The organism is Bacteroides cutis (assembly GCF_900241005.1).
Lineage (GTDB): Bacteria > Bacteroidota > Bacteroidia > Bacteroidales > Bacteroidaceae > Bacteroides > Bacteroides cutis.
Genome location: NZ_OEST01000001.1, coordinates 368,652 through 387,576, shown reverse-complemented (window position 1 = coordinate 387,576; position 18,925 = coordinate 368,652). Strand labels below are relative to the sequence as shown.

The following is an 18,925-nucleotide window of genomic DNA, read 5'->3' as shown; positions in this document are numbered from 1 at the left end:
ATATTTCTCTCTTTCTCATTGGAGGCGGGAAATATCTACTGTTTTATCCGATCTACGTATAAGTTATATAATTCTTCCACTTTAGGCTCATAGATCTCCGCAAGTTTGGAATTATATTTCTTCATCATCTTCACTTCTGCATCAAGTACAGCCCAATGATATTCAAATTCGCGCGTAGAGATGGCAAAACGCTTGTCGTCCAGGCTCAGATACCAAGTGAGGTATTCCACAGCCTTATTGGCGAGAGCTTTCATCATTTCGTCGGCTTTTGCCGTATCGCCCAACTGGTAGTAGGCTTCCGCCATCTGTACGGCGCCATTCTGCCAGTCATACGCTACATTATAGGCCGGAATCATTTTCTCGGCATAGTCCAACGCGGCTTTGGCTTTTTCTTTTTTACCTTCACGCATCAATTGCTGTATAAGCTGTGAGAAGATACGGCGATGTGAGTGGCACATACGCATTGTATTTTCATCAATATAGATGCCCGGTTTATCGATACCGCCGAACTTGAACTTGTTCATCAGGTTGTCGTACATCTTTTCGCTGTCTATCTTCACTCCCGTCTTGTCCGTGTCGAACGGAGTGAAACGATAAGCCAGACCTTCCTGGATAAAGTGGTTGGCCATACCCAACTGGTTCTCGGCACCTACGGTGACCGCAATGTAGATAGGGCGTTCCCAGTTGGCTTCTGCCAGCATTTCCAGCATCATCAGTTCGCTCTTGTAGAGGGCACGTTTGGTGTTGCCATTAGGATCGGCCAGTTTGATGTGCATATAGTCGGGGATAGAATCTCCCGGTATCAACATTCCACTACGGCGTACGGCTTCTTTATCCACCTTTATCACGATACTGTCGGTGGGTATCACCTTTAAGTCCGCGTTCTTGCCGCGTACCCAGTATTTCAGGATATTCTTCAACTCGTATGGATTGTCACCGAACTCTTTCTTTACGTTTATCAAGGATTCGGGATTACCGTTCAGCGCCTGTTTTTCCGCTTCTGCATAGAGGGCATCGATACTCTTCTTGTATTCGGGACGTACAGGAACATATTCATTGGTTCCTTCCACATATTCCATACGGTCCCAGGTGATGGGCAATGAAGGAGAATGGTAAGCAGGACGTTTCATCTGGTCGATGTACCAGTCAGTCTGTAAATAGCTGAGATTGCAGGTACGTGCATCGGTACGGAAGCCTTCTGTCTCCTGATTATACCACAAGGGGAATGTATCGTTATCACCGTTGGTATAGATAATCGGGTTTCCGCTTTCCTGCAATGTTGCCAGATAGTTCTGGCCGAAATCGCGTGCCACATAGCGGTCGCTGCGGTCATGGTCGTCCCAAGTCTGGCTTGCCATCTGGATAGGTACGAAGAGACAGACTACAGATACGATGGTAGCCGCAGGCAATTCTTTCATCTTTGCGTAGTTCTGTAAAAGGCGGATGATGCCTGCCACACCCATACCGATCCAAATGGCAAAGGCATAGAACGAACCCGCATACGCATAGTCGCGTTCGCGCGGTTGGCTTGGAGTTTGGTTCAGGTAGAGCACGATGGCGATACCCGTCATGAAGAACAGGAAGAATACGACCCAGAATTGCTGGATGCCCTTAGGACCACGATAAGCCTGCCACAACAAGCCGATGATACCGAGCAGCAAAGGCAGGCAATAGAATACATTGTGACCCTTGTTGTCCTTCAGCTCCTGCGGTAATAATTCCTGGTCGCCAACCAGCCAGTTGTCAATGAATTTGATACCCGTTATCCAGTTGCCATGCTCAATTTCACCGCTTCCCTGCAAGTCATTCTGACGTCCGGCAAAGTTCCACATAAAGTAACGCCAGTACATCCAGTTGAGCTGGTAAGAGAAGAAGAATTTGATATTTTCCCACTGTGTAGGCATGTTTACCATGATCATCTGCCCGCATTTATCGTAGGGGATATCCGTTCCTTTGATGTCTTGCCAGGCATGATACTGGTTGGCGTGCGCACTGCTGTACATACGTGGGAAAAGCATGTTTTGCGCGTATTCATACTCAATGCGTCCGGGTATCTCAATATAGCTGTCCTTTTCGTCGGGAGTTGCCTTTTCCTTACGGATGAACTTCGTGCCGTTATAAGATATGCGGGGTTCGCAATAACCGTCTTTCACATCCAAAGCCACCTGTGAGGTAAATGCGGGGCCGTAGAATAACGGGCGTGTACCATATTGCTCACGACCCAAATATTCGCCCAGTGTGAAGATATCTTCGGGAGAGTTCTGGTCCATCGGCGTATTCGCGGTAGAACGGATAACGATCAGTGCGTAGGATGAATATCCGATGACAATCAGCATGGTACAGAGCAACGAAGTGTTCAGCGTGCGTGCCGACACGCGGAATTTCTCCTTGATTTTGGCCTGCGTACCCGGTCTGAGATATCCCCACAACGCGAGGATAACGATAATGCCGATTACTACGGAACTTGTTCCGTGACCGTAGAAAGGAATACCCAGCATGGCTATGGTAAGTATGAACGAAAGTGCCATGCGTGCCTTGCTCTTCTCGGTGTAACTTTCGTATACACCCCAGATGAGAGAAATGGCCAACAGAATGATGTAAACCATTACACCGCTGTTGAAGGACATTCCCAACGTGTTGACAAATAACAGTTCGAACCAACCTCCCACTTTTACAATTCCGGGAACGATACCATAGAGCACGGCGGCAACCAGTACCATAGATGCTACCAGTGCCAGCAGAGAGCCTTTGGCGTTGGCATTAGGCACTTTTTTATAATAATATACCAGCACGATGGCGGGCAAGCAGAGCAAGTTCAGCAAATGTACACCGATACTCAGTCCGGTGAGGTAGGCAATCAGGATGAGCCAGCGGTCGCTATGGGGTTCGTCGGCCACGTCTTCCCACTTCAAGATCAACCAGAATACGACGGCTGTGAACAGTGAGGAGAAAGCGTAAACTTCACCTTCTACCGCGCTGAACCAGAATGTGTCGCTGAAAGTATAAGCCAGCGCGCCGACCAGACCACTACCCATGATCGTGATAAGTTGGCCTTTGCTGATGTTGTTTTCGTCCGTAACAACCAGTTTACGCACCAGGTGCGTAATACTCCAGAACAGGAACAAGATACAAGCGCCACTCATCAATGCGCTCATATAGTTCACCATCTTGGCAACGGTGGTTGCATCGGATGCAAACTGTGAAAAGAGATTTGCTACGAGCATGAAGAACGGTGCGCCGGGCGGGTGGCCTACTTCCAGCTTATAGCCGGTGGTGATAAACTCCGGGCAGTCCCAAAAACTTGCAGTCGGTTCGATAGTAAGGCAATAAACCGTTGCCGCAATCAAAAATGTAATCCAACCCATCAGGTTGTTTACGGTTTTGTACTGTTTCATTCGGATGAAATACGTTATAATTTCAGTTATTCAAATTCACTTCGAGGGAGCTATAGTTCCCTCGTGACAGGTCTTTATATCCCTCACGACAGATCTATAGTTCCCTCAGGAGGCATCTATAGTTTCCTCGCACGGTTGCAAAGATAATGAATAATGTACTAAATAAATGGTAATAAGGCAGATTATTAGGATAGGTTAAGGGAATTTCTCAGGTGCGGGAATATCTGCTTTTTGTTTTTATTCGCGTTTTCCGCTTTTTAGAAACCAATATTCAGAGTGTTTATCTTTTACTTGAGTTTATAACGGAAGATGATAGGATTGCCCTCTTCTTTCATATTGTCAAGGAGTTGGGCAAGCTCTGGAGATATGACTTTTGCATGAGGATTTTTACCCGCAAGAGTTCTTAGGTTTATTAAGGAAGAAGCGGGTACAATAAAGCATATAGCCTCTTCTTCTCCCGTTATCGGTGTATATTTGGGCAGAGGAAGTTTGTATTCAGAATTATATACGACATTGTATTCTGACAGTATGCTGTCTGTTTTGGACAATATGTATATATTGCCGGGTAAATTAGTCTTGAATACCAGGTTTTTTCGTGCATTGATGACATCCGTCATCAAATATACCAATCTGTTCTTGATGGCGTAATTATTCAGCTCCCTGCAATCATACACTTTATCCTTGGCCTCTTCGGGAAATGTTTCTTTTGCAAAATCAATATGATAGAGAGGATTAATCTCTTCCTGTGTTATTTTATAGATTGTCCGGTCGAACTTTCTTGTAAACATAGTCGGGGATGAACCGCTCAATTGGTGTCCTCCGATGAAACAATATGGGGCCAATTCTTTCAATGGCTCCAATATTTCAGTTCTATGGCCGTCGTGCAGAATGGTTATTGAATATTCTGCCGGATGATTATTGGCATAAGTGTCATTCTCCAAGTAAGTATAATTGTTGTCAATCACAATGGAATTGTAATAGGCGGGTAACTTTTGGCTATTGATGAAATTGCCCTGACTGTCAAATCGGAGCAGAGCCGATGGGTCTGTCAGCAGTACCAGTTCATTCTTCTTTTTATCGATGGATGCATCAATAATGGAACCATATTCCCCTTGGCCACCTCCAACTCGACGAAGCGTATATTTATGCTTGCCGTCTGTATCAAAAACAACTACTTGTTTTCTTCTTTTATCAAGAATGTATAGTGTCTGGTTCCACTCAATCACTTTGTCAACCCGGGCAATTAATGCTTCATCGCAGGTTTCTAAACAGATGGTACGCGGTGCATATAAGAAGGTGGTATCTTCTATTGATTTCCCGTTTACTTGCAAAGCTATTGTTGGCTCATTTCCGTATTGGGATGTGGTACATCCGGCTCCAAGGACTAACAGACCAGTTAATATTAAAGTCTCGATTGCGTTTTTCATTGTGGGTCTAATATCCTTGTTGCAAGATCCATGTTGAAATCATATTCACATTCTATAATGCCTGAACCATGACAAGTTGTTTCTGTACATACAATTATATTTTCTATAATTTTTTCTCCATCAGGACTTATTGTATAAGATGGGTCTGAATCGTATGTGTTAATAACCTTTTGGGCAGAACCATTTTCATAGTCGTATTCTTTTTCACCTAGCGCTTCAATATTGGCTAACATGATATTACTTAACTCTTGCTTTTTCATTCCTATGGAAAAGTATACACTACAGAAAACTACACCTACAAATAGTAAGGTAAAAAAGCTAATAATTTTTTTGTTTTTCATTGTTACTATATATTTAAGATTATATAGTATCTGCAAAGATATGGAAAAAGTCTGTGTTTTGAAATATTATCCAGTCAATTATGATATTTGGCAACTTGCTTTCATAGAATATAAGCAAAAAAGTCTTGTTTTTGCTCACGTTTTTTGGCTTTAAAAGCTATTCTGTCCTTTTGTTGAATAGATTCTTTATATCCAGTAAAATAAATATCCCAGTGAAAGATAATATGATAGAAACAGAGCCAATCTGTGGATGCGATAGAACAAGGCAGATTATATATCTATGTATAATTTCATAGGAGATTTGATATAAAAGCATCAGTTTTTGCATATAAAGAGGAAGTGTATGAATAAAAAAAGCCCTACTTTTGCTTCTGTGAATAGATGAATATACAATGAAAAGCAAAGTATTGACCTTAATTCTTTTGGTTTGTGCCGCATCTTTGTCGGCGAAGGTAAAGTTGCCGGCACTGATTGGTGACAATATGATGTTGCAACAGCAGACGGAGGTGAGACTCTGGGGAGAAGCTACTCCCGGGGCAGAAGTAAAAGTCACGCCGTCATGGGACGGAAAGGCCGCCACCTGCCGTGTGGACGGAAGCGGGAAGTGGATGCTGAAACTGAAGACACCTGCCGGGGGATATACTCCCTATGAAATTACATTTGAAGAAGGACGGACGGAAGAGCCTTCCGCAAAACAAGACAATTCTTTTTCGAAAAATAAAAAGCTTTCGGTGAAGAAGAAGCAGTTTTCCGCAAAGCGGGAACAGCCCGAAAGTGAAACGGTCGTTCTGAAGAATATCCTGATCGGTGAGGTGTGGCTGGCGAGCGGACAGAGCAACATGCAGATGCCGTTGAAAGGTTTTGCGGGGTGTTGTGTGAAAAACGGGTTGGATGATGCCATTGCTGCCGCAGACATGAAAGGTGTGCGTATGTTTAATGTGCCTATGCGCCAAAGTTATACCGTTCAGGAGACTTGTGGAGGTAGCTGGATGACGACGCAGAACTTTACGGACGTGATGGAGTTCAGTGCCACCGCTTTTTACTTTGCCGCTAATCTGAGCCGGGCGATGCATCTGCCGGTGGGTATCGTCAATTGTTCGTATGGGGGTACCCGGGTAGAGAGTTGGTTGCCGCGCGATATCCTTCGCAATTATTCCGATATAGATATCGACAGTGCGGCAATCAGCCGTATCCAACCTGATTATGAACGCCCTATGTTGACTTATAATGCCATGTTCAATCCTGTCAAAAACTATACGGTGAAGGGAATTATCTGGTATCAAGGGTGCTCTAACGTGGGACGGCACAGGACATACGCACAGCGGCTTTCTGAAATGGTGGCGCACTGGCGGGAGGAGATGCAACTGGGCGAGATACCTTTTTACTTCGTTGAAATTGCTCCATACGATTACGATAGCGGTGATGCGGCGAACGGTGCCCGCTTGCGTGAAGCGCAGTTCCGTGCCCAAAGGCTAATTCCGAACAGTGCCATGATTTCTACCAATAACTTGGTGGAGCCTTACGAACGGTATAATATCCATCCGGGCAACAAGAAAGGGGTGGGGCATCGCCTCAGCTATCTGGCGTTGAACCAGACGTATGGCATGAAGCAGGTATGTTGCTTCGGCCCGCAATATAAATCGTGGACGGTAAAGAAGAACGAGGCCTGGATAGTTCTTGACCATTTGGATATGGGCATTTGCCGTAACTATGATATCCGTGGTTTCGAGGTGGCGGGCGAAGACCGGGTATTTTATCCTGCCGACAAGGTGTGGTTACATTGGCAGACCAACGAAGTGGTGGTCTCTTCGGAGAAAGTAACTGTTCCGGTAGCCGTACGCTATTGTTTCCGCGATTTCCAGCCGGGTACACTGATTGGGGGAAACGAGTTGCCGTTGGTTCCTTTCCGTACAGACAACTGGTAATGGGGCGGGAATTCGAGATTTAGTGATGATGATGCTCTCCTAATATCCTATGTGGCAATGTGCCGTGTCCCAGCAGTTCGATGGGGCAGTTGAAGTTACGTTCCAGCCATTCTCCGGAGATACCGGTGTCGGGATGATAATCCAGCGTCTCGTTGACACAGGCAATGGATTTTACTTGTTGTAGCACTGTACCGATGTCATGGCTGACGAGGATAATGGCGCAATCTTTGTTGATTTCTGCCAGTAGTTGGTACAGGCGGGCTTCAAAACGTTTGTCTATATATGTGCTCGGTTCATCGAGGATGACAACTTGCGGGTCGGAGATAATGGCACGGCCCAAAAGAGCACGTTGCAATTGCCCTCCACTCAGGGCACCGATGGCGCGTTCTTCGAAACCTTCCAATCCCATGCGGGCGATTACTTGACGGGCTTTCTCCCTATGCTCGGTAGTGAAACGGGATATGAGGGACTTTTTGCTGCTTAGCCCGGATAATATAACTTCCTCGACAGTGATGGGAAATTTACGGTCAATACTATTATATTGAGGAAGATAACCCATGGTGGTTTGAGAACTGGAATTTGAAGACCGAGAGCTTGCGGCATGATAGATAATCTCGCCTGTAATGGGTCTCAGTAATCCGAGGATACATTTGATGAGAGTGGTTTTGCCGCCACCGTTAGGACCGATAATGCCCAGAAAATCACGGTCATAAACAGTCAGGTTTACATTGCGGAGCACGGTGCGTCCGTCATAGCCGGCACTGAGGTCTTTTATTTCAATGATAGGAGTCATATAGGAGGAGATTATTCAACGTTTGTCAAAGCTCGGGCTGTATTCAGCATTTCCGTTTCCCAATCGTATGCAAGGGGATTGATATCAACCACTTTAGTTCCGGTTTGTTTGGCGATGATTTCCGCATTACGGCGGTCAAACTCCGGTTGTACGAAGATAACGCGCACCTTTTCGTTCTTGCAAGTATTCATTAATGTTTTCAGATGGGCGGGCGACGGTTCTTTACCTCCTGCTTCGATGGGAATTTGGTGCAAGCCGTAGTCACGGGCGAAGTACGAAAGTGCGGGATGATAAATCATGAAAGCGTGGTCTGAACCGGGTGTTGCCAGTGTCTGTCTGATGAGACTGTCTGTCTGCTCTATTTGTTGGCAGAGTGCTTTATAGCGTCCCACATAAATACTATCGTTCGTCTTGTCCAAAGAACACAATGCCTTTAATATGTTCCCGGCAATAATCTGGGCATTTACAGTAGAGTTCCAGATATGAGGTTCTACTCCACCGGCGTGGTGATGGCCTTCATCCGCTCCGTTTTCCTGATGATGAGAATGGGCGTCGTCGTAAATGAGGCCTATGCCTTCGGACATATCGAAGAATTGCAGATGAGGCGCATTATCGGTCAGTTTGTCTGTCCAGGTCTGTTCAAAACCGATATAACCGATACGGAAATAGGCCTTACTTTGGGCAAGGTCGATGAGTTGCTGGGGAGTAGGGTCGTATGTTTCGGGACTCATGCCTTTGGGTACCATGCTGACAACCGAGAATTGGTTGCCGGCTATTGCTTCGGTGAGATAACGCAGTGGTTCGATGGTGACGGTAATAATCGGTTTCCCGTTTTTACTGTCGTTATTCTTGTTGTTTCCCGTTTTGCAGGAAACTGCCAGTAAACCTATCAGGAGTAGAAAGTATAATTTCTTCATTATATTTGTATTTTGTATATTCTTCATTTTTCATTCTTTTCTATATCTGTCGTTTTGGTGGCACGCAGTATTTCCCGTTTACCACCCGGAGGGCCTGGGAGTCGTTCCACCTTAAAACCGATACTTTGTAATAAGCGCCGGATGACACCTTTGGCGCAATAGGTGGTAAGAATTCCATTCTGGTTCATGCAGGCGTATATTTTCCGGAAAAGTTCTTCGCTCCACATTTCCGGTTGTTTTTCGGGGGCGAAAGCATCGAAGTAAACAACGTCGAAAAAACGATTAGTGATGAATGATGAATGATAAGCCGCCGGTGATACGTTATTTGTAACCGATGACTTATCGCTGATCACTGTATTCGCGTCTTCTTGTACTTTCCGTAACGTGAAGTAAGGAGTAATGTTCACATCTTCTTCCCATGGTGCGGTATGCAATGTCTTGAACAAGGGGTTTTCACTGTATTTCAGGATCTCTACTTCTTCCCAGGAAAGCGGGTATAGCTCGATGCCGGTATAGTGGATGTGTCGTTTTTCCTTTTCGGCTGTTTCCAGTGTGAGCAGGGCGTTCAGTCCCGTTCCGAAGCCGATTTCGAGGATATGCGGTCGAAGGACAGAAGAGGCTTCCAACCCCATATCGATAAAGATATGTTGTGATTCGGTATGTGCTCCCTTTACCGAATGGTAATGTTCATTCAGTTCCGGCACAAACAGGGTTGCACTCCCGTCTTCGGTCTGTTCAATGATTCGTTGCATCAGATAATTCCTTAACTTCTTTTTTTGCCCTTAACCTTTTTTGTCCACCTTTTTTTATCCACCTTTTTTTCATATCACTACTGATATTATCCCTTGTAACACCAGTAACATCAGGACATATCGTATTAGTTTTCCTGTAAACATTGAGGTGGTGGTCAGCCAGATATTACTACGCATAAATCCTAATGCAATGGCAATAACTTCTCCCACAAAAGGCAGGAAAGCGAAGAAGGCCATCAACGCTCCTTTTCCTTGTAGGAACTGCTGCATCTTTTCCACTTTTTCTTTTTTGACTTTGAAATATTTCTCTATCCAATCTACTTTGCCTAAACGTCCCATATAATAGCAGGTCATGCCGCCTACCGTATTACCCAGAGTGGCGGCAATTACGCAAAGAACCGGACTCAATCCTACCTTGACCAACGCAATCATCACCAATTCCGAGCTGAATGGAATAATACTGCCTGCCAACAAGGCAGAGATGAATAGTCCGATGTATCCCCAGTCAATCAATAATTGTATCAAAGTGTCTACAAAAGTGTCCATACATTAAATCCAAATAAAATGAATAATCCTGTAAACATTAAAATAAAAAAGAGATTGGAACTCCGGCTATTCGTTAATACAAATAAATGCCCTGTCAGGATACTGATACCGATTAAGAGTAGGGGCAACAGGCTGGTACTTAATGCCGGTTGCAGACCGATGTAAACAAAGGTGCAGAAGCTCAGGAATATCAGGAAGTGCAGGTAGCTGCGTGTACGTATTTTATCCTCATATCCGGCTGCCAGACAATGTCCCGAACTGACTATAAACAGCAGTAGCAGGTAGCCGATAGTTACCGCTTCCCAAGGCTGGAAAACGAAACGGATAGGTTGGAAGGTAACCAGTTCCCGGAAAGGTTGGCAGAACAACTCCATCTGTCCATAGAAATAGGCATACCCCAGCAGAAACCAGTAAGGCACACTCCAACCAATCAGTGAAGCAAAAAAACTTTTGGGGTGAAGTGACTGAAAACTATATGAACCTAACCAGAAAACAGGAATGAAGAACATCAGTTGGGGAAATATCAGGCTTCCTATCCCGATGAACAAAGATGAATTGAACAGAGTACCGGTAGGTTTCGTTTGTTGATAGCTCTTGAACAGAAAATAGATAGCAACCAGAAAAGCAACGGTAGCTATATCACCCGGATGTAGTATATGTAAATTAGGACAAACAGCTATCAATAGGAAATATATGCCGGTTTGTACTGATGCCCGCATACGTATGATGGCATATGCATTATTCAGTCCAATCAGAAAATATCCGATGATACAGTATAGGATGAAACATAAGATGCGGCTGGCCCATACCGGGATACAGAAGTCACAGAGCATGTTCCATAATGGATAGTTGTTTGGACGAACTTCCATATCAGGCAATAAGATAGCGCTCAGTATCCAGCAGGTCACTGATATCAGGATAGCGGCAGGAAGTGTGAAACGTCCTGCCGTCACCCGGTTCTGAAATCTTCTGCTTCTTAACATTTATGATTTAATGATGTACATTTGTTCTATAGGTCGAACCCGATATCCCGACGGAAGTATTTCTTTTCGAAATCGAGCATGTCGGCTACCTTATAGCTTTTCTTCAATGCCTCTTCTTTGGTGTCTCCATAGGAACACACTGCAATGACGCGTCCACCGTTGGTTACTATTTGCCCGTCTTTCAGAGCTGTTCCGGCATGGAAAAGGATGCTGTCTGTATCTTGTGCCTGTTCAAAGCCGGTGATGACTTTACCTTTTTCGTAGGCTTCGGGATATCCGCCGCTTACCAACATGACACAAGCTGCCGTGCGTGTGTCGAGTACCAATTCTTTGGTATTGAGATTTACCTTATGGACACCTTCAAAAAGATCCATGATGTCGCTTTGAATTCGCAGCATGACGCTTTCTGTCTCTGGATCACCCATGCGTACGTTATATTCGATGACCATCGGTTCGCCTTGTACATTAATCAGACCGAGGAAGATGAAACCTTTATAAAGGATATTCTCTTCACGCAATCCGTTGATAGTCGGCTCAATGATGCGGACACGTACTTTCTCCATGAATTCATCATTGGCAAAAGGTACGGGTGTAACACTGCCCATACCACCTGTGTTGAGGCCTTTGTCGCCTTCACCGATACGTTTATAGTCTTTGGCAACCGGAAGAACCTTGTAGTGTTGGCTGTCTGTCAGTACGAATACGGAGCATTCGATACCGCTAAGGAATTCTTCAATGACAACTGTGGCGCTGGCATCGCCGAACATACCACCCAACATTTCTTTCAGTTCCTTTTTGGCTTCTTCCAGAGAAGGCAAAATCAGTACTCCCTTGCCGGCACATAAGCCATCTGCTTTCAGTACGTATGGGGCGGAAAGGCTTTCGAGGAAAGCGAGTCCTTCATCCAGGTTTTCTGAGGTAACACTTTTATAGCGGGCGGTAGGTATCTGGTGGCGTTCCATAAATCCTTTGGCAAATTCCTTGCTGCCTTCCAGTTGGGCTCCTTTTGCCGAAGGGCCTATAACGGCAATATGGCGGGTGGCATCATCTTCCTTGAAACTATCGAAGATGCCTTGCACCAACGGATCTTCCGGACCTACGACAATCATGCCGATATTCTGTTCAAGAGCGAAAGTCTTGAGTGCGGGAAAGTCTGTCGCTTTGATATTCACATTTTCGCCTACAGTGTCCGTACCGGCATTGCCGGGAGCGATGTACAGCTTTTCAACTTTCGGGCTTTGAGCAATTTTCCATGCCAAAGCGTGTTCGCGGCCGCCTGAGCCTAATAATAATACTTTCATATCTTCTTTTTTTAATTTATTATTCCTGTATGATTAGATAACTTATTGTTTGTTTTACAGATAGTCTTCAAAATATCTTGTTATCTTTTCGTGGAGATGCACACGGTCACGTCCCTTCACATTATGTTTGTGCGTAGGGTAAATGAACAAGTCAGGGTAGGTACGTGCATCTACGCAAGCTTTCATGAATGAAAGGGTATGTTGCGGTACGCAAGTATCGTCATGGTCGTCATGGATGATGAGCAGATGGCCTTTCAGATTACCGGCAAGATTATTTAAATTGCATTGTTTGTAGCCCTTCGGGTTGGATTGCGGAGTATCCATATAACGCTCGCCATACATTACCTCGTAGTATCCCCAGTCAATAACCGGCCCTCCGGCAACACCTACCTTAAAAATTTCGGGATAACGCAGTATCAGTGCCGTTGTCATGTGTCCACCGAAACTCCAGCCATGTACACCGATACGGTTTCCGTCTATGTAAGGCTGGCTTTTCAGGAATTCTACTCCCTTCACCTGGTCTTTACCTTCTTCGATGCCGAGTTGGCGGAAAGTGGCGTTCTCAAATTCCAGTCCGCGGTTGCTGCTTCCACGATTGTCGAGAGTGAACATGATATAACCTTTATTGGCCATATAGATATCCCAACCACGCGCGGCGTTCATCCAGCCACTGTTTATCATTTGGGCATGCGGACCGCCGTACACGTAGATAATGGCAGGGTATTTCTTGCTCGGGTCAAAGTCGGCAGGCTTGATAAGGCGATAATAGAGGTTGGTTACACCATCGGCAGCTTTGATGGTACCTGTTTCGATACTTGGCATAGTGAAACCTTCGAAGGGGTTTTTGGCTCTTAACAGGTTGATACTTTTAAAGGTCTTGGTATCGATGATATCGATATTGCGAGGTACGGTGGGTGAAGAATAACGGTCGATGATATAAGCACCGGATGCGCTAAGCAGTCCGGTGTGCATGCCTTCGGTGGTAGTGTTGATACTGAAAGGTAGACTGCGTTTTCCACTGTTTACGTTTACGGCGAAATTAGCGCTCCCCAAAGCGTCGATGGCATTGAAGACGACTTCTTTCCGTTGAGTGTTGAATCCTAAGAGGTCATTTACTAACCATTTACCTTCGGTCAGTTGCTTGATAAGCTTGCCGTTGGTGTCGTAGAGGTAGAGATGGTTGAAACCGTCGCGTTGGCTTTGGTAGATGAACTTGTTGCTGTCCCACGGTAAAAATACAATGGGATGTTGGGGCTCAACGTACTTAGGGTGCGTTTCTTCGAAAAGGGTGGCCATTAATTCGCCTGTTTCTGCACTGTATTGGCAAAGACGGGCATGGTTCTGGTCGCGGTTCAGTTCGATGAGATAAAGACTACGTGCATCCGGAGCCCAACTGAGATTGGTGAAATAACGGTCGGTAGGATCGCCTGCATTCAGGTAGATGGTTTTCTGCGTTTCGGGGTTGTAGATACCTACGGTCACCTTGTGGCTCGTCATGCCCGCCATGGGATAGCGGACGTTGTTCAGTTTGCCCACCCGCGTGGTGATGTCTACCAGTGGATATCGGGTCACAGAGCTTTCGTCCATGCGGTAGAAAGCGAGCAAGTTACCTGCCGGACTCCAGTAAGTACCCTTGCTGATACCAAATTCGTTGCGGTGTACGCTTTGACCGCATACGATGCCGTCGGGTTCGTTGGTGACGGCTATACCGTTTACGAAAAGATTGTTCTGGATGGTATAAGCCACGTTACCGCTTGTGGTGTGATAATCTCTGTTGATACCTTTTTTAGGGACTTCCCGTTTACTGGTGATTTTATCGGCTTTCCAGTCGTAGACGACATAACTTCCGGGCAGGTTAATGAGTACTTGGGAAGTATTGGCCCAAGGGAGGCTTACTTGGCGCAGGTGGCTCAGTTTACCGAGTTTTTCTCGTTCCAGTATCCGGTTGATTTTCTCGCGTGTTACAAGCAGAGTCTCTTTTCCGTTTCTGGGGTTCACTGCCAGTAGAGAGTCGATACCGGGCTTGATACATGTGTCTCCCCACCATTGCAGACCGTACAGGTCTTCTATAATGCGATAGGTTTCTCCACCAGGAATAAGATCTTCCAGCGTTGGTTTATTCGGTTCTTGTGCCATAGCGTTTGTTATAAGGAGGGTAGGTAATGCTAATAGTACTGTTCCCATCCATTTACTGATTACCTTCATATCTATAATCTTTTATAATTCGTTCTCTTTCGACACGTATTTTTCAAGATGTTCAATTCTTTTCTTCAACTCTTTCGGTTCTTCTCTCGGAATATAGGCAAGGGGCATTAACGTATGTGGACAACGACGTGTATGATGTTGATATTGGTTTCAATGGCTCGTGGATTGCGCAAGATATTAGATTGTTTGCCAACCATTTAACCTCAAAGAAACTTTATTCAAATCTTCCTTCAATGAACTGGCCGCAACTTATGACCGGTTTATTCTTCTTTCTTCTTAAATTCCCTTCTTTTTCTTTCCGGATAAGACTCTCCTGACCTCGGTTCTCTTTCTTTACTGAATTCACGTCTTTCTCTGGACTTGAATTCTTTTCTATCCCCCTCTTTGAATTCCCTTCGTTCACGCGGACGGAATTCCCGCTTTTCGCTATCTCTGAATTCTCTAGGTTTACGGTCACCATTGAATTCTTTACGTTCTCCGCTAAATCTTTCTCTGGGTCTGAATTCCCTTCGTTCTCCCGGAGCAGGTCTGAAGTCTCTTTGTTCCCCTGAAGCCGAAGTTCTGTATTCTTTACGTTCTCTGCTTAGTTCGTCACCTCCTTCACGAAATTCTTTGTATTTACCGTCAAAGATTTCATATTGGCGGAATTCACACTCCAAGGCACCGTTGAACAAAGGAACTTTATTGGTCGCTTTTAAACCGATTTGGTCGAAACATTCTTCACGATACGAGAGTATCCATGCAGTGTTACCGGTGAAAGCATGTTTCAACCGTTCACCAATCATGGAGTACAACCCCAGTAAATCGTTTGTCGAAATTCGTTCTCCATATGGGGGATTGGTGATGATGATAGACTTTTCTTTAGGTTGTTCAAACTGTTGGAAAGGTTGTAACTTTAAAATTACATCCTTTGAAACGCCTGCAGCTTTGATATTGCGGGTTGCAATCTCATTGGCCTGCGGATTATTGTCATAACCATATATCTTATGCTTGAACTCACGTTCCTGACTGTCGTCGTTGTAGATATTATCGAACAACTCTTGGTCAAAATCCACCCATTTTTCAAAAGCGAACTCTTTGCGGAATACTCCCGGTGCAATGTTACGGGCAATTAAAGCCGCTTCGATGGGGATGGTTCCCGAACCGCACATCGGATCTATCAAGTCGCATTCACCGTTCCAGCCACTCATCAAAATCATTCCGGCAGCCAATACTTCGTTCAGAGGAGCTTCCACTGCTTCTTGACGATAACCGCGTCGATGTAGCGACTCACCCGATGAATCAAGAGAAAGCGTACATTTGGTTTCTGCGATATGGATATTCAATAACACGTCCGGCTTGTTGATACGTACATTGGGGCGGTCACCTGACTTTTCGCGGAAATAGTCGACAATCGCATCTTTCACTTTATAAGAAACGAATTTGGAATGGCGGAACTCTTCGCTGAACACTACGGCATCTACAGCAAAAGTTTTATCGGTATCCAGATAATCTTCCCAGTGGATAGCTTTTATTTGTTCATAAACCTCATCGGCATTTTTGGCTGTGAAGTGTTTTATCGGTTTCAGGATACGAATAGCAGTGCGGAGACAGAAATTCGCCTTGTACATCATTTCCTTATCACCGCTGAAAGACACCATGCGGCGTCCTATTTCAATGTCATTAGCTCCCAGTGAGGTAAGTTCTTTAGCCAGTACTTCTTCCAGTCCCTGAAAGGTTTTGGCAATCATTTCAAATGGTTGTTCGCTCATCTAAATTGTTTATGATTTATGTTTTTATTATTTTTTTGCCTTCGTTTGTACAATTCTCGCTCCGGCAGGTACATCTTCTGTGACCCAGATGTTACCACCTACGGTAGCGTCACGTCCGATAATGATACGTCCCAATATGGTAGCGTTGGAATAAACAATGACATTGTCTTCCAGTATCGGATGGCGGGGAATACCTTTGATAGGTTTACCGTCCTCGTCCAGGGGAAAACTTTTGGCACCGAGGGTTACTCCTTGGTACAGCTTGACATGATTTCCGATGACACAAGTCTCACCGATTACTACACCCGTACCGTGGTCTATTGTAAAATGACTGCCAATTTCAGCTCCCGGATGAATGTCGATTCCCGTTTCGCTATGTGCCATTTCGGTAATGATGCGAGGAATAAGAGGTACGCCCAGCATCAGCAGTTCATGTGCGATACGGTAATTGCTGATGGCACGGATGGCGGGATAGCAACTGATGACTTCGCCGAATGAGTGTGCGGCGGGGTCGCCGTTGTAGGCAGCTTCCACATCAGTGGCGAGTATGCGGCGCATCGCAGGGAGGTGGCTGATAAACTTGGCGGATAGTGAAGCAGCGTCTTCACGTTGTTTTTCGGTACAGCAGCTACATTCATCATCGCTACCAAAACAGAGTCCGGCAAGGATTTGCTCGGTCAGCAAGTCGAACAAACGTTCTACATTGACACCGATGTGATAAGTGACTGTACGGCTGTTGACCGTTGAGTTTCCGAAGTAACCGGGAAAGATGATGGCACGTGCCAATTCGATGATGTCATACAAAGCTTTAGCCGAAGGCAATGGATTGCCGTCCGTATGCTGGTGAAACAGTCCTTTGTAAGATTCGCTTTCCGATAGCTCATCGACTGCCTGTGTCAAAATGTGGGTAAAGTTGAGTGGACTCATTATGATATCCTTTATAATAAAGTGGCAACAAAGGTACAAAGTATTCGCCAAATTTCCTACACATCCCCTATTTATAGTAAGCAATTACCATATTTATGGTATTTGGAATGAACTAATTCTGTACTACTTTTGTATCATAAAATAAAAAGGTATGAAAAGAATTGCACAACGTCTTACCGATCTGGTAGGTAATACTCCTTTATTGGAGCTGAATAATTACAGTAAACAACAAGGGCTGAAGGCCAGAGTGATAGCTAAATTGGAATCTTTTAATCCCGCAAGCAGTGTGAAAGACCGTGTAGCTCTTGCCATGGTAGAGGATGCTGAAAAAAGCGGATTGTTGCAACCCGGTGCCACTCTCATCGAACCTACGAGTGGCAATACCGGAGTGGGACTTGCTTTTGTGGCAGCCGCCAAAGGATATAAATTAATATTGACCATGCCCGATACCATGAGCGTAGAGCGTCGCAACCTGCTGAAAGCTCTTGGTGCCCAACTGGTTCTGACTCCGGGTGCGGATGGCATGAAAGGTGCGATAGCACGTGCCGAGGAACTGAAAGCCGTTACTCCCGGCTCTTTGATACTGCAACAATTTGACAATCCGGCTAATCCAGCCGTCCATGAGCGCACTACCGGACAGGAAATATGGCGTGATACCGATGGAGAAGTTGATATCTTTGTTGCCGGTGTAGGTACGGGTGGTACGGTGAGTGGAGTAGGTACCGCCTTGAAAAAACACAATCCGGCAATAAAAGTGGTAGCTGTAGAACCGGAAGATTCTCCCGTTCTATCCGGTGGGAAGCCCGGTCCTCATAAAATACAAGGCATTGGTGCCGGATTTATTCCGAGAAACTATAACAGCGCAGTGGTAGATGAGGTTTTGCAGGTATCAAATGATGATGCTATTCGTATGGGGCGGGAGTTGGCGAAATTTGAAGGCCTGCTTGTCGGTATTTCTTCAGGTGCGGCTGTTGCCGCTGCTTCCCGATTGGCAAAACAGCCAGAGAATGAAGGGAAAACTATTGTTGTTCTGCTTCCCGATACGGGTGAACGATATCTTTCCACTTTGCTGTATGCTTTTGAGGAATATCCGTTGTAATCATCCCGATGGAACGAGCTAATACGAAAACAGCACCTTGCAAATTAGTATATGCAAGGTGCTGTTAAGATATAAATAGTGGCTAGATTTCACTAGGACGCAGCCCGAACGATCTGCATGTCATATTGTCGATTTTCACCTCCCATAGTTTCACATTTCGTATGGCAGGTTCGGCATAGTTACATTCATTTTCAGTATATTGTTTCATCAGCAAATCCAATATACGGCGTTTTTCTTCTCTGTCTTCTATGAAACGTACTTTGCCGCGACAGATGACACTACGTGATTTCATACTGTAACTGCACGCCACCTGTTTGTGCATATACACCAACTCATGTCCTTCACAGAAGGTGATGCAAACCTGTGGATGGCGTGTCACCATTTTCACTTTACTGCCTTCCGGTCCGGAATGTAGGTATATCACTCCGTTGTCATAGGCAAAGTTCATGGGAACTACGTATGGATTGCCCTCGCAGTCGGTGAGTCCGACCATGCAATATGGACATTTGTCAATAATCTTTTTTATTTGTGCAGGGTCTGTGATACTGATTGTCTTCATCGGT

The 18,925-nt window shown here is 45.2% G+C and carries 15 protein-coding genes; 2 read left to right on the top strand and 13 right to left on the bottom strand.

Going from position 1 to position 18,925, the window contains the following annotated elements; genetic code table 11:
• Positions 1–35: 35 nt before the first annotated feature.
• The 3 genes from C1A09_RS01500 to C1A09_RS01490 form a co-directional block, all read right to left on the bottom strand.
• Positions 36–3,395: a glycosyltransferase family 117 protein gene (locus C1A09_RS01500; RefSeq protein WP_101541970.1), complete on the bottom strand. Its 3,360-nt coding sequence runs from the start codon at positions 3,393–3,395 to the stop codon at positions 36–38.
• Positions 3,396–3,682: 287 nt separating this feature from the next.
• A complete protein-coding gene (locus C1A09_RS01495; protein WP_101541969.1) occupies positions 3,683–4,822 on the bottom strand; it encodes a DUF4934 domain-containing protein in 1,140 nt (379 codons plus the stop codon).
• A complete protein-coding gene (locus tag C1A09_RS01490; RefSeq protein WP_101541968.1) occupies positions 4,819–5,163 on the bottom strand; it encodes an NVEALA domain-containing protein in 345 nt (114 codons plus the stop codon). The genes C1A09_RS01495 and C1A09_RS01490 overlap by 4 nt, the downstream gene beginning before the upstream one ends.
• 392 nt (positions 5,164–5,555) lie before the next feature.
• On the opposite strand from C1A09_RS01490, the gene C1A09_RS01485 reads away from it, so the two are divergent.
• Positions 5,556–7,088, top strand: a complete 1,533-nt coding sequence (locus C1A09_RS01485) for a sialate O-acetylesterase (RefSeq protein WP_101541967.1) — start codon at positions 5,556–5,558, stop codon at positions 7,086–7,088.
• Positions 7,089–7,107: 19 nt separating this feature from the next.
• Here the strand turns inward: C1A09_RS01485 and C1A09_RS01480 are convergent, their stop codons facing one another.
• The 9 genes from C1A09_RS01480 to C1A09_RS01440 all read right to left on the bottom strand — a co-directional run bounded on the left by C1A09_RS01480 (position 7,108) and on the right by C1A09_RS01440 (position 17,263).
• Entirely contained in the window at positions 7,108–7,881 is a 774-nt protein-coding gene (locus C1A09_RS01480; protein WP_101541966.1) for a metal ABC transporter ATP-binding protein, read from the bottom strand.
• Positions 7,882–7,892: 11 nt separating this feature from the next.
• Positions 7,893–8,798 (bottom strand): metal ABC transporter solute-binding protein, Zn/Mn family, encoded by a 906-nt coding sequence (locus tag C1A09_RS01475; protein WP_101542416.1) that lies wholly within the window; start codon positions 8,796–8,798, stop codon positions 7,893–7,895.
• A 23-nt stretch (positions 8,799–8,821) separates the two neighbouring features.
• Complete coding sequence (gene mnmC2 / locus C1A09_RS01470; protein ID WP_101541965.1) at positions 8,822–9,550, bottom strand: tRNA (5-methylaminomethyl-2-thiouridine)(34)-methyltransferase MnmC2; 729 nt, start codon at positions 9,548–9,550, stop codon at positions 8,822–8,824.
• A 69-nt stretch (positions 9,551–9,619) separates the two neighbouring features.
• The gene (locus C1A09_RS01465) at positions 9,620–10,096 is read right to left on the bottom strand and encodes a YqaA family protein (RefSeq protein WP_101541964.1); all 477 of its coding nucleotides are present in this window, start codon (positions 10,094–10,096) and stop codon (positions 9,620–9,622) included.
• Positions 10,081–11,079: a hypothetical protein gene (locus C1A09_RS01460; RefSeq protein WP_101541963.1), complete on the bottom strand. Its 999-nt coding sequence runs from the start codon at positions 11,077–11,079 to the stop codon at positions 10,081–10,083. The genes C1A09_RS01465 and C1A09_RS01460 overlap by 16 nt, the downstream gene beginning before the upstream one ends.
• 26 nt (positions 11,080–11,105) lie before the next feature.
• Complete coding sequence (gene purD / locus C1A09_RS01455; RefSeq protein WP_101541962.1) at positions 11,106–12,380, bottom strand: phosphoribosylamine--glycine ligase; 1,275 nt, start codon at positions 12,378–12,380, stop codon at positions 11,106–11,108.
• A gap of 54 nt (positions 12,381–12,434) precedes the next feature.
• Positions 12,435–14,585 (bottom strand): S9 family peptidase, encoded by a 2,151-nt coding sequence (locus C1A09_RS01450; RefSeq protein WP_101541961.1) that lies wholly within the window; start codon positions 14,583–14,585, stop codon positions 12,435–12,437.
• A 260-nt stretch (positions 14,586–14,845) separates the two neighbouring features.
• Positions 14,846–16,336, bottom strand: coding sequence for a THUMP domain-containing class I SAM-dependent RNA methyltransferase (locus C1A09_RS01445; protein ID WP_101541960.1), 1,491 nt, complete (start codon positions 16,334–16,336; stop codon positions 14,846–14,848).
• Between the two features lie 27 nt (positions 16,337–16,363).
• Positions 16,364–17,263: a serine O-acetyltransferase gene (locus tag C1A09_RS01440; protein WP_101541959.1), complete on the bottom strand. Its 900-nt coding sequence runs from the start codon at positions 17,261–17,263 to the stop codon at positions 16,364–16,366.
• Between the two features lie 151 nt (positions 17,264–17,414).
• On the opposite strand from C1A09_RS01440, the gene cysK reads away from it, so the two are divergent.
• On the top strand, positions 17,415–18,362 hold the full coding sequence (gene cysK / locus C1A09_RS01435; RefSeq protein ID WP_101541958.1) for a cysteine synthase A: 948 nt from the start codon (positions 17,415–17,417) through the stop codon (positions 18,360–18,362).
• An 82-nt stretch (positions 18,363–18,444) separates the two neighbouring features.
• Here cysK and C1A09_RS01430 read toward each other — a convergent pair whose 3' ends face one another.
• The gene (locus C1A09_RS01430; protein WP_101541957.1) at positions 18,445–18,921 is read right to left on the bottom strand and encodes a pyridoxamine 5'-phosphate oxidase family protein; all 477 of its coding nucleotides are present in this window, start codon (positions 18,919–18,921) and stop codon (positions 18,445–18,447) included.
• Between the last annotated feature and the right edge of the window lie 4 nt (positions 18,922–18,925).